At 52.6% G+C, this 11,677-nt stretch carries 12 protein-coding genes; 3 read left to right on the top strand and 9 right to left on the bottom strand.

What is annotated here, in order from left to right; all coding sequences use genetic code 11:
- The 7 genes from NP596_RS21935 to NP596_RS16760 all read right to left on the bottom strand — a co-directional run.
- On the bottom strand, window positions 1-137 hold a 137-nt coding region (locus NP596_RS21935), incomplete at its 3' end, for a 1-deoxy-D-xylulose-5-phosphate synthase N-terminal domain-containing protein (RefSeq protein ID WP_305891803.1).
- A 2-nt stretch (window positions 138-139) separates the two neighbouring features.
- Window positions 140-1,771 (bottom strand): CopD family protein, encoded by a 1,632-nt coding sequence (locus NP596_RS16735; protein ID WP_256616533.1) that lies wholly within the window; start codon window positions 1,769-1,771, stop codon window positions 140-142.
- Window positions 1,772-1,776: 5 nt separating this feature from the next.
- A complete protein-coding gene (locus tag NP596_RS16740; protein ID WP_256616534.1) occupies window positions 1,777-2,136 on the bottom strand; it encodes a copper resistance CopC family protein in 360 nt (119 codons plus the stop codon).
- Window positions 2,137-2,148: 12 nt separating this feature from the next.
- Entirely contained in the window at window positions 2,149-3,534 is a 1,386-nt protein-coding gene (locus tag NP596_RS16745) for an aspartate aminotransferase family protein (RefSeq protein WP_256616535.1), read from the bottom strand.
- An 86-nt stretch (window positions 3,535-3,620) separates the two neighbouring features.
- The gene (locus NP596_RS16750) at window positions 3,621-4,382 is read right to left on the bottom strand and encodes a phosphorylase family protein (RefSeq protein ID WP_256616536.1); all 762 of its coding nucleotides are present in this window, start codon (window positions 4,380-4,382) and stop codon (window positions 3,621-3,623) included.
- Complete coding sequence (gene shc, locus NP596_RS16755) at window positions 4,382-6,340, bottom strand: squalene--hopene cyclase (RefSeq protein WP_256616537.1); 1,959 nt, start codon at window positions 6,338-6,340, stop codon at window positions 4,382-4,384. The genes NP596_RS16750 and shc overlap by 1 nt, the downstream gene beginning before the upstream one ends.
- Window positions 6,341-6,349: 9 nt before the next feature.
- Window positions 6,350-7,441: a phytoene/squalene synthase family protein gene (locus tag NP596_RS16760; RefSeq protein ID WP_256616538.1), complete on the bottom strand. Its 1,092-nt coding sequence runs from the start codon at window positions 7,439-7,441 to the stop codon at window positions 6,350-6,352.
- A 451-nt stretch (window positions 7,442-7,892) separates the two neighbouring features.
- Here NP596_RS16760 and hpnH point away from each other — a divergent pair, with 451 nt between their 5' ends.
- The 3 genes from hpnH (at window position 7,893) to NP596_RS16775 (ending at window position 10,667) form a co-directional block, all read left to right on the top strand.
- The gene (gene hpnH / locus NP596_RS16765) at window positions 7,893-8,993 is read left to right on the top strand and encodes an adenosyl-hopene transferase HpnH (RefSeq protein ID WP_256616539.1); all 1,101 of its coding nucleotides are present in this window, start codon (window positions 7,893-7,895) and stop codon (window positions 8,991-8,993) included.
- A 50-nt stretch (window positions 8,994-9,043) separates the two neighbouring features.
- Complete coding sequence (locus tag NP596_RS16770; protein WP_371927967.1) at window positions 9,044-9,649, top strand: ABC transporter substrate-binding protein; 606 nt, start codon at window positions 9,044-9,046, stop codon at window positions 9,647-9,649.
- 196 nt (window positions 9,650-9,845) lie between these two features.
- Window positions 9,846-10,667, top strand: coding sequence for an MlaA family lipoprotein (locus NP596_RS16775; protein ID WP_371927968.1), 822 nt, complete (start codon window positions 9,846-9,848; stop codon window positions 10,665-10,667).
- A 70-nt stretch (window positions 10,668-10,737) separates the two neighbouring features.
- Here the strand turns inward: NP596_RS16775 and NP596_RS16780 are convergent, their stop codons facing one another.
- On the bottom strand, window positions 10,738-11,253 hold the full coding sequence (locus NP596_RS16780; protein WP_256616542.1) for an adenine phosphoribosyltransferase: 516 nt from the start codon (window positions 11,251-11,253) through the stop codon (window positions 10,738-10,740).
- Between the two features lie 17 nt (window positions 11,254-11,270).
- Window positions 11,271-11,677 (bottom strand): transketolase C-terminal domain-containing protein (locus tag NP596_RS16785; RefSeq protein WP_305891802.1); only part of this gene is annotated, 407 nt, incomplete at its 5' end.

The raw sequence follows: 11,677 nt of genomic DNA on the forward strand, positions 1-11,677 counted from the left end.
CCCGAAATGCTGACCGTATGGGTCAGATACTCGCGTACCTCATCCGCCAGCGGTTTTAACTGGTCTTTCGCGAGCGCTCTGACGTCCGCGGGACTGTGGATGTTTTTCAGTAATGAATATTGATTTTTCAGGTTCATAATCAGTACAAGGGTTCGCGATAGAACATCAGGATGACGCCAATCTGAAACAGGGCGAACACTGAGATAAAGCCGGCAATATTTTTGCCGGGCGAGTCTAGCTTAAGCTCCAGCCAGCGTCCGCAGGCCAGAATCAGGGAAAACACCCCCATCAGGGTGTGGCCGACCTGGATCAAAAATGCGGTCTTGGCTTCGAAGCCGACATGCGAATGCGCCAGCAGCATCATGCCGCCGAAAGCCGCCAGAATCGGAAAAAAATAGGGCAGCATGCCTTGATTATTGTTGATGCGGGCGCGCACTTCCATCATGCCCAGGATAAAGACCAGTAAGGTAGCGATCCTGTGTTGCAGCACTTCGCCGTTGTTGAAGGTGCTGTCCCAAAAGCCGATGGGGCCGAGCGGCCAGCTTTCCGCATCGCTGCGGAAAAACAAAAATATTCCCAGGGCCATGAAGCCGACCGGCCAGAATCGCGCCCAGCCGTGGAAGCGGCTGGAATACGACAGCATGGCGAAAAAGCTCATTGTGGTCAGGAATATGCCGGAGATGTTGTGGTTGTAGTCCGACCACGCCGTGGCCGCCTCCGAAGGAATTTGGCCGACGATGGCTACGCGTCCGGCTTCGCCGGCCAGCAAGGCTTCGTGGGTCGGCGATTCCCAGCGCGGTACCCTGGGGTGGAACATATTCAAGACTTCTTCAACCGAGGCCGTCAGATGCGGGATGTCGACGGCGGGCGGTTGCGAGGCCAAGCTGGCGGCGGTGAACAAAATCGTCAGCAGAATTAAGGTTTCCGCTTCAATGTAATAAGGCACGCGAGCCGTTAATACATAAAGGCTGCGGCTGCTGAAATAGTCCTCCACGGCCTGACGGTTCATCCAGGCAAAGCCCAGGGCTAAGCCCATCATCATGATTTTGACCATCAGCAAATTGCCGTAGCCGGCGCCTATGAAGCCTTGGAACGTGCGAATGTAATACCAAGCTAAAGGCGTGCCGGTAACAATCAAAGCGCCAACCGCGACAAAGCCGATGATAGCGAATCGTTTCAGAAGCAGCGGCCACAATTCAATCGCAATGGCATTTTGCTTTTTTAAACGCCATATCGCCAGCAATTGAAAAATACCGCCAACCCAGGCTGCCGCGGCAATCTGGTGGCTGACGGTCAAGGTCATCAGCAAACCTCGATCTTCCAGGCGGCTGGCGCCATGCACCAGCCAAGCGGCGGAAATAACCAACGGCAGGATGGTGGCGGCCGCCAGTATCCAATGCTTTTGGGAACGGTAATTTTGCTTCAACGCGTATTTGATGAACAAAAACAGCGCGAAAGCCGAAGCGGCGCGGGCCATGCCGGCTTGAAATTGTACGGTGTTGAAAAAAGCCGGAAACGGCGATTTACCCAATGTTACCGCCATCAACCAGATTTTCAGGCCGATTTTGGACAGTTGCGTAAATACCAGCGCCTTACTACCGAAATGAATCAGGTTGACGGTTTTTTCCAGCAAGGTGGTATTGTAATGGGTGTCGTCGTCCCAGGGCCGCAATACGAATAAGCCCCACAACAAACCGCCGATGGCGATGGAATAAAAAGTCAGATCGACGCCGCCGATCAGGGAATCCAGATAATCTGCAATGCCTTCCATAAGGTTTATTTAGGCTCTTTAACGAAAAAACGCAACAAGTCTTCGCTCAAATGGCCGTCGGCCGCGAAGATTTTCAATTTAATGGCATATTCGCCGGGCGCCAATGCGGGCAGTTCCAGCATGACCTGGCCCGGTTTGGCGCCGGGCGTGGCGGTAATGGTTTGCATTTTGTCGCCGGCGCTGACCAGAAAAACTTCCGACAAATCCAGCTCCACTTTGGAATTGAAGGACAACTCGACTTGGCTGGCCTGATTGACCGGCACCGGTTTCAGTTGCAGCGAATTATGGGTGACTACCGCGTGGGCGAACACGCCGGGGCTGGCAATCAATGCCAATGCCAACAAACCAAGCTTCAAATAGCGCATCAGAGTTTCTCCTTACTTTTTGTTTTTTAACGCGTGGCCGGCCAGGTTTTTACCCAGCGTCCAGATAGAACCGGTAACGTTGTGGGTATCGGCGATGGTTTTTTCCACGGAATTGACAATCCAGTCGCGGTCTTTTTGCGTCAGCGTCAGGGGCGGTAAAAATTTGACCACATTCATGCCGTGACCGGCTACTTGCGCCAGCACGCGGTGCTCCTTGAACAGCGGGATCAGAATCATCTGGCAGAACAGGCCTTTGTTGGCCGCTTCCAGCATGGCCCAGGCCGCTTTCAGGCCCAGGCTTTTCGGCGACTGGAATTCGATGGCGATCATCGAGCCCTTGCCGCGCGCTTCCTTCAGGAATTCGTATTTCGGCGCCATTGCATTGATGGTGGCGATGATGTCTTCGCCGACCTTGGCGCTGTTTTCGACCAGTTTTTCTTCGTGAACCACATGCAACGCGGACAAACCGGCGGCCATGGCCATGTTATTTTTCGAGAAGGTCGAGCCGTGCACCACGGCTCTATCCATGCGATTGAACACGGTGTCCATGATATGAGTGGTCATCGCTACGCCGCCGACGGGTATGAAGCCGCCGGACAAGGCTTTGGCCATCAGAATCATGTCGGGTTTGACGCCCCAGTGCTCGATGGCCCAGAATTTGCCGGTGCGGCCGATACCGGTCTGGATTTCGTCGGCGACAAACAGGGTGCCGTATTTTTTACACAAACGTTCGACTTCCGGCAGATAGTTATCGTCCGGAATGTTGACGCCCTTGCCTTGGATGGGTTCGACAATGAAAGCCGCCACGTCCTTGCCGCTCAATGCCTGTTCCAGCGCCGCCAAGTCGTTGAACGGCACCGAGGTGCATTCGGGCAACAATGGACCGAAGCCTTCGCGGAAGATGTGTTCGCCGGTCAGCGACAGCGAGCCCATGGTCAAGCCGTGATAGCCGTGGTCGCAATGCACGATGCGCGAGCGCTTGGTGGTGTAGCGGGCGAACTTGATGGCCGCTTCGACGGCCTCGGTGCCGGAGTTGCAGAAAAACATTTTTTCCAGATTGTCCGGGCAGGTGGCCAGAATTTCCTTGGCCAGCAAACCGCTCAATAACGATACGTCCATCTGCACCAGACTTGGCAGTTCCAGTGTCAGGGTTTCTTGCAGAGCTTTAATAATGGTCGGATGGTTGCGCCCCATTGCAAACACGCCGAAACCGCTCAATAAGTCCAGATATTCGTTGCCGTCTTCGTCGTAAAGATATTGGCCGACCGCTTTTTTGTAGTTTCTGTCGTAACCGATGGTGCGCAGCACCCGCACCATTTGGTTGTTAAGATAATGTTCGTGTAAATCGAACTTTTCCTCAAAATGCTGGTTAAAAAGCTCGGCAATGCTAAAAGACATGTAATACCTCGTGAATGTGTGCGGACGCGGGGTTAAATCCGCGCGGCAGAAAATAAGTATAAAAACGAGCGCTTGTGCATAAAGGCTCAATTCGCCGGTTCGGGGCGGAAGCACGCTTGGCTGCTCAGTCCCCGGGCGGCGAGTTTTAAGGTTTTTTGGGCGGCATGAAAATGCAGGCCCAATTGAATCAGCGCTTTCACTTCGAACGGATGCCAAAACAGGTAGCGCAGCAGTTTGAGCAACTCGACCCGGCCCTGGTTGTTCAACGCCTGAATGACGGCAGTGGGCAATGTCTGACTGGCCGGATCCGCAATACTGCGGACGGCCATGAAAGGCAGGTTCGCGCGAAAGGCAAAATCCGCAATGGCCGCGCTTTCCATGTCCAACCCCATCGCTTGCGTTTGTTGATGGAGGCGTTGTTTTTCCTGGCTGCCGCCGATCAGCCGATCGCAGCTATACAATTTGCCGGTATGCACGGTCATGTTGACCGGCAAGCTTAGCCGCAGCGATGCCGAAAACCGGCTATCGGTATCGAATTGCCTGATTCCGTTATCGATTTGCGAGGCCAACAAGAGGTCGCCCGGTTTCATATCGGGGGCTAAACCCGCCGCGCATCCCCAACTGATCAAACAGTGGATACCTTTGCCGGCCAGCAATTGCGCGGCAGCGGCGGCATTGCGGAAACCAGCGCCCGCATAAGCCACCCAATGGGCCCCCACCCGGCAGCATTCTCCCGGCTTGAGTTTGCTTGCGGTCAGGGTGGCTAGTTCTTCCGGCAGAGCAACAACAATGCCGACGCGGGCGCCGGCATTGAATGCATCCGGTAAATCGGTTGGAATACGGCTCACTATTTAGCCAATTCGTTACGGTATCTGGCCAGCGCCCAGAGTGGGAAAAATTTATCGTAGCCGTGATATTTCAGATAAAACACCCGTGGAAAACCCGGCGCGGTGAAGCAAGGATCGTTCCAGACGCCGTCAGCTTGTTGCGTACGCAGCAGAAAATCGATACCCGCCTTGACTTCCGGGCTGCGAACTTCGCCCGCGGCAATCAGGCCCAACACTGCCCAAGCAGTTTGGAACGCAGTGCTGAAGTGATAACGGCCGCGGAATTTTTTGTCGTCGTGGTAGCTGAGATTGTCTTCGCCCCAGCCGCCATCTTCGCGTTGCACGCTTTTTAGCCATGCCGCGGCTTTGGTATACATCGGATCGGTCTTCGGCAAACTGGTTTGTTCCAGCCCCAACAGCGCCGACCAAGTGCCGTAGATATAGTTGGTACCCCAGCGGCCGAACCAGGAGCCGTCTGCTTCCTGGTCGCCGCGGATATAATCGATAGTGCGCTGCAAGGCCGGCAAATACTCGGCGTGGTCTTTCGAGACCCGCGCCATCAGCATGGCGCAACGGGCGCTGACATCCACGGTGGGCGGATCCAGTAACGCACCGTGATCGGCAAACGGAATCTCGTTGAGATAGTAATAGGTGTTGTCGACATCGAACGCGCCGTAGCCGCCGTTTTTCGATTGCATGCCGACGATCCAGCGGGTGGCGCGGTGGATGGATTCGTCCAGGCCGGTTTGGTCGGATTCAGCCATGGAGAACGCCACGATGGCGGTGTCGTCCACGTCAGGATAATGCGGGTTGGCAAACTGGAATGCCCAACCGCCGCCGGCCAAGTTCGGGCATCTGACGCGCCAATCGCCGGGTTCGTCCGCTAATTGCACGCTTTTCAACCAGCCGTAGGCTTTGCTCAAATTGGCGGCATTGCCTTGTTTGTCGGCTTCCAGCAATGCCATGCTGGCCAGTGCGGTATCCCAAACCGGGGACAGGCAGGGTTGGCAATAGGCTTCGTCGTCTTTAACCACCAGCAATTTATCGATGGACTGGCGGGCAATCAAGACGTTCGGGTGGTCTTTGGGAAAGCCGAGCAATAGCATGGATTCGTAGGCATTGACCATGGCCGGAAAAATACCGCCCAAGCCGTCTTCGCCGTTCAGGCGCTCGGTGAACCAATCCACGGCTTTTTGAATAGCGCGTTTGGTGACGCGCTCCGGAATCAGCGGCCGGGTAATGCGGCCCAAGATGTCCAGTCCTAAAAACATTTTGTTCAGTAAAGTACGTTCCGGAAAATAGTGTTTTTCCTCGTCCGGATGCACGACAAACAATTCCAGAATGCCGACGTTGCGCGGATTTTTGGCTTTGGCCTTCAATGTGCACAGAATGAAAAGCGGTACCATGGTGGTACGCGACCAATACGAGACTTTATCCAGGTGAAACGGAAACCAGGACGGCAGCAACATGATTTCAACTGGAATATAAGGGACCCCGCGCCAAGGCAATTGTTCGAAAATAGCCAGCGCAATCCGGGTGAAGACGTTGGCGCGCGCGGCGCCGCCTTGACTCAAAATCCATTCGCGCAGGCGTTTCATGTGCGGCTCGTGAATAGCATCGCCGGCCATTTTTAAGGCGTAATACACCTTAACGCTGCAACTGATGTCGCCGGGGCCGCCGGTAAACAAAGGATAGCTGCCGTCTTCGGATTGGCGGCTACGCAGGTAAACCGCGATTTTGCTCTGCAGGGCTTCATCGATGTCGTCCAGGTAATGCATCATCATGATGTATTCGGACGGGATGGTGCAGTCGGCCTCAAGTTCGAACACCCAGTAACCGGCGGGATTTTGCAGGCTGAGCAGTTTGCTTTGCGCGCGCTCGATGGCCGCGTTCAGGCCGCTATTGGATTGCCGGTTTGAGGTGGCATTGTTGTTGTGCATGTCGGGGCTGCTGGTATCTATAGGGGATTCGGTAAACATGGTGATTCCTTATTGTCCAGTGTGCGATTTGGGTAAATACCGCCAGCCCGGAGTTTTTAAATCTCGGCTGGTGAGATTGAATATCAACGTCAACAACAGGTTGTTGCGCGCGGTCAGTTTGCAGACGGCAATGGTGGTTTTGACGCTGTTGCGGCTGATTTTGACTTGGTCGGACTCATTGAAACTCAGGTTTTGCTTGATTTTTTTCAAGGTCAAAATCGCCATGCCTAGGGCCCATAAACAAAAGTTACGGATGCCGGTTTCGTGGCTAGGCAGGAGTTGGGTATAACTCAGCGCATTCTGTAAGTGGCCGTGGGCAATGCCGATCAGATGCTCCAGGCCTTGGCGGAAGCGGTCGTCGTCGGTTTCCGGGGTAAGGTCGGCCAGATCAAAACCCGTTTCGGTAAAAATATCTTGCGGCAGCCAGCATACGCCGCGCTTGGCGTCGTCCCAAATATCCTTCAGGATGTTGGTCATTTGCAGGCCTTGTCCGAAGGAAACCGACAGCTTTAACAGCTCGTCGCGATGGGCGTTGATTTGCGGCGAATAGTGGCAAAACAATTTGGCCAGCATTTCGCCGACGCATCCGGCCACGTAATAACAGTAGTCGTCCATGTCTTTCAGGGTTTTCAGGCCGGCGTGCAAGTCCAGAGCTTGGTAGACGGGCATACCGTTTGCCATGGTTTCAACGCAAGCGGCCAGCGCTTCGATTTGCGCCGCGTCCAGGGTATGGGTGATGGCAATGACGCGCGGAATTAAATGAATCAGGCAGTGTTCGGCCGGAATGGTCTGTTCGGATAGTAAGGGGGCCAATTCGGCGGCAAAAGCCTCCGCGCCTTGACCGGTTTTGACGATTCGAATGAACCCGCCGCAGAAATGTTTTTTCTGCTCCGCCGTTAACGAAACTTCGTCTTCGATAGTATCGACTATGCGGCACAGCAGGTAGGCGTTAGCAACGGCGTGGTATAACTTTTCCGGCAGTTGCGGAATGGTGAGCGCAAACGTGCGCGAAACGCCTTCAAGCAATACCGCCTGCAGTTCGTCATCGGCTAATTTTGCAAGTGATTGCAGGTTTTCAGTGAGTGGTTGAGGTCCGTTCATGTGCTTTTGATAGCCAGCTAAATCGTTAACTCAATGATAGACTGTTTGTTGGTGTTTTGCAAAGCGATGTTGTTTTACTGCAAATGCCGTTTTGTGCGGATTCTATTTTTGGCCGGCATTGCTGATATTTTAAGTCGAGTATGCCGCTCTTATTGTTGTTTATTAAAGATATTTCTGTTATTGCGAGTGGGGAAATACCCTGGATAGATGTAGCATTTAACGCACGGCGCCGCATGCGCCAAATAAGGAATTGTTGTTTTTTATTATTAAAACTGGAGCGGCCGCTAAAAAAGTAGTATTCTAGCAACAGTTCGATCTTCCTTTTAATGCGCTGCCTTGCTTGCCGTATTAGCAGACGTGGTCTGAAGTGTTTGATTTTGGGGCTTTTTCTATTGTTGTTTTTTTGTGACAATGGTCTGGCCGGGTGATTTAGAGTTTTGGAGAGTAAGCCGTGAGTGTTCCTTTACGTCAGCAATTGGCCGTAGGTAGTTATCTGATTAAGCAGAAATTAAAGGGTGCAAAAAAATATCCCTTGGTGTTGATGCTGGAGCCTTTATTCAGATGTAATTTGGCTTGCGCGGGCTGCGGCAAGATCGATTATCCGGACGATATTCTGGATAAGCGCCTGTCCGTGCAGGAGTGCCTGGATGCCGTGGATGAATGCGGCGCCCCCATGGTTTCGATCCCCGGCGGCGAGCCGCTGATACACAAGGAAATGCCGCAGATTGTCGCCGGGATTGTCGCCCGCAAAAAATTTGTTTATCTTTGCACCAACGCCTTGTTGTTGCGCAAACGCATCAACGATTACACCCCGTCGCCTTACCTTACTTTTTCCGTGCATCTCGATGGCTCAAAAGACCGCCACGATGCTTCCGTATGCCAAGAAGGCGTGTTCGATATTGCCGTGGAAGCCATCAAGCTGGCCTTAAGCAAAGGCTTTAGAGTGACGGTGAATTGCACCCTGTTTCAGGGCGAAACGCCGGATGAGGTGGCGGAATTCCTGGACTACGCGATGGAACTGGGGGTTGAGGGCGTCACCATCGCTCCGGGCTTTAGCTATGAGCGCGCGCCGAAGCAGGATGTCTTTATTAAAGGTGTCGATGTCAAAAATCTGTTCCGCGGCATTTTCAAAATCGGTAAAGACCGCAAATGGAAATTGAATCATTCCTCGCTATATCTGGATTTTCTGGCCGGCAACCAAAATTACAATTGCACGCCTTGGGGCAACCCTACCCGTAACGTATTCGGCTGGCAGAAGCCATGCTATTTGCTGGCGGACGAAGGAAATGCCAGCTCTTTCCAGGAACTGCTGGACACCACGCCTTGGGACAAATACGGTACCGTGAAAAATCCTAAATGCGCTAACTGCATGGCGCATTGCGGATATGAAGCAACCGCGGTTGAAGACACCCTGGCTCATCCTCTGAAAGCCTTGTGGACCAGCATACGCGGACCTAAAACGTCGGGCGATATGGTGGTTGAGCCGGTTCCGCAGTTTGCGGCGAGCGTTAAGAGTTCTATCGCCGATATCCCGGTAAAAATCGAATCCTGAGCACTGGTTCCGAACAGTCTTTGTTCCTTTACACGATATAGATAATGACTATGTTAAGAAAAATTTATTTCGGCTTTAGTTTTTTGATGGTTTTTTGTCTTTCGTCGCTGGCCATGGCGGAGGAGTTGACCGCTCGCCAAGTTGTGGAAGCCTTTCAGGACCAGCTTATTGATGTCATGAGACAAGGCAAGGAATTGGGCTTCAAGGGCCGTTACGACAAGTTGGACGCCGCGGTCAAAAAGAGCCATGATTTGCCTAAAATTGCCCGGATTGTGGTCGGCAAACAATGGGAGGAGTTGACGCCCGAACAGCAAGCAAAACTGGAAGAAGTGTTCAGCGAGCTCAGCGTTTCCGCCTATGCGCATAATTTTAAAGAGTTTTCCGGCGAATCGTTTAGTTTTGTTTCGGAAGAGGAAACCGGCCGGGGCGGCGTGGTGGTACATACCAACTTGAAAATTCCGGGCGAGAAAGATGTCAAGTTCGACTATATGATGAAGAAAAAAGACGATAGTTGGCAGATTATTAATATAATAGCGGACGGAGTCAGCGATTTGGCTTTGAAGCGTTCGGACTACACTAGCGTTTTAAACCGTGAAGGCTTTGATAAACTGATTGCCAAAATCAACGAAAAAATTGAAAGTTACGCTAAACAATAAGTCTGTCAGGAATTGAAATTTAATGTATACCCTTAGTTATCACGCTAAAAGCCGAGCATCTTTCTATTTTGCGCTGTTGTTTTCAGGCGCTTTATCGGTAACTGGGTGTGCTAGCACTGAGTCTCAGGTTGCCGTTACGGATGTTTCGGCGCCTGTTGTTACTCCCGTTGATCCTTATGAGAGGTTTAATCGGTCCATGTACGGCTTTAACATGGGGCTGGATAAGTATTTATTAAAACCCGTCGCCGATGGTTATAAGTTCATTACCCCGAATTTCATGCAAACGGGCGTAACCAATTTTTTCAATAATTTGAAAGGCATTAATGTCGTGCTGAACGACTTATTGCAGGGCAAGTTTGAGCAAAGCGCATCGGATTTGGGCCGCTTTACCACGAACTCCACTATCGGCTTGTTGGGCTTGTTTGATGTGGCCACGGATTTAGGCTTACAGCAAAATGTGGAAGACTTCGGTCAAACTCTAGCGGTTTGGGGGGTCAATCAAGGCCCTTATTTGGTATTGCCTGTTTTAGGACCCACCACCTTGCGCGATGGCGGCGGGATTGTTTTGGACAAAGCCGCCAATCCCGGCAGCTATGTGCCGGGCACGGGTATTATCGAAGGTATCAATGAGCGTGCCAATGCGGAAGGCGCTTTGAATTTTATCGACGAAGCGGCCTTGGACCCCTACGTATTTACCCGGGAATCCTTTCTGCAATACCGTAATAACCTGATTAACGACGGCAAAACCGATGCCGATACTTTTGATCTGGATATCGACGAAGCCATGGAAGATGACGGCCAGATGGCTTCGGCATCAAAAAAAAAAATAAAAACGGGCTCTGATCCGGTTGACACCCAGGACAAACTTGCCTCGGAAACGTTAAAAACCGAGAATGCTACCGTTGAAGCCTTCGATAGCATGTCAAAATCGTTCGACGATGCACTATTAGAGTTCGAACAAGCCTCGGCTAAAATGGATACAATCAGCGAGAAAAGGCGTTATAAACGTCGTCGCTGACATCGATAAAAAACAAAAAAGGCGCCTGCGGCGCCTTTTTTATGTCTATCAGCAAAGGGCTTTGGCAATATTAGTAATGCACCAAGGCATGCACTTCGTAGCCTTTTAAAAGTTCCCTGCCCGCCAAAAAATCCAATTCCACTACAAAAGCGCACGCGACTACGCTGGCGCCCAGCTTTTCGATCAGCTCGCAACTGGCCTTGGCAGTACCGCCGGTGGCTAGCAAATCGTCGATCAACAGCACTTTATCATTTTGATCGACGGCATCGATATGTACTTCCAGCTCTGCCGAGCCGTATTCCAGGTCGTAACTGACGCTTTGCACGTCGTAAGGCAGTTTGCCGGGCTTTCGCAGCGGAATGAAAGGCACGCCCAATTCCCAGGCTACCAGCGCACCAAAAATAAACCCCCTGGCTTCCATGCCGGCAACAGCAGTGATGTCGCGCCCCAGAAAAGGGTGCAGCAATTGGTGCACGGCCAACCGCAAAGCACTCGGATCTTTGACTAACGGCGTGATGTCTTTAAAAACGATACCCGGTTTTGGAAAGTCGGGAATGTCGCGGATTTTATGTTTTAATCGTTCCATTTTCGCTCCGGTGTTAATTAAGCATCAAACGCCTGAATACTCGCCAAAATGCCCTTGGCATCCAGGCCGCACAGGCTGAGCAGTTCCTCTCGGCTGCCTTGCTCGACGAAGCGGTCGGGTAGGCCGATGTTCAAGATCGGCATCAAAATCCGCTGCGCTTGCAGGTATTCGTTGATCGCGCTGCCGGCGCCGCCGGCGATGACGTTTTCTTCCACCGTGACGAAGCTGTCGTGGCTTTTGGCCAGTTCCAGTACCAAGGCCTCGTCAAACGGCTTCACAAAGCGCATGTTCACCACCGTAGCGCCCAGTTGCTTGCCGGCTTCCACCGCCGGCGCCACCATGCTGCCCCAGGCCAGTAGGGCGATACGGCCGCCCTGGTGGCGAATCTCGGCCTTGCCGATCTCCAGCGCGGTCAAGCCGGACT

The organism is Methylomonas rivi, assembly GCF_024505165.1.
Lineage (GTDB): Bacteria > Pseudomonadota > Gammaproteobacteria > Methylococcales > Methylomonadaceae > Methylomonas > Methylomonas rivi.